The sequence below is a fragment of the Bradyrhizobium sp. NBAIM08 genome (assembly GCF_020193935.1).
Classification (GTDB): Bacteria; Pseudomonadota; Alphaproteobacteria; order Rhizobiales; family Xanthobacteraceae; genus Bradyrhizobium; species Bradyrhizobium yuanmingense.
This window is the reverse complement of the sequence record NZ_JADYVR010000771.1, coordinates 1-415: the sequence shown is the minus strand read 5'-3', so window position 1 is coordinate 415 and position 415 is coordinate 1. Positions and strand designations below refer to the sequence as shown.

The 415-nt window shown below is 50.1% G+C and carries 1 protein-coding gene; it reads right to left on the bottom strand.

Going from position 1 to position 415, the window contains the following annotated elements:
* The coding region (locus tag I6F37_RS41985) for a hypothetical protein (RefSeq protein WP_225154671.1) at positions 1 to 415 on the bottom strand (415 nt) is incomplete at both ends.

Sequence of the window (415 nt, the reverse complement as noted above, 5' to 3'; positions counted from 1 at the left end):
CGTCATCATCGTCATCGTCATCAGATTCCGTGTCCCAGACTCCGGAATCTGAACTTCGCGAAGAGTCATCTTCACCGCCGTGTAAGCCTACAACTAAAAATGCGCCGCGTCCCAAACTTTCCGTCTTGATAAATTCAACGCCTGCAAGCGCATCATCAATTGTCGGCACCATCACACACTGCAATTCGCGTCCGAAAAGACTCTCAATCAATTTTTCATATTGCGGCTCGACCTCTACGAAATCGGCGAGCGTTCCCAGCGCATTCATCTTTGCAGCCTGTTCGGGTGAAAGAATCTGCTGCACGGCATCAGAATAATAGGCGTGATGGGCATCCAAATCTTCGAGCGAACTTAAACGATGAACCACCGCCGCGCGTTCCGTGCGAACCGTTTCAAACTCTCTGGTGAATTGACT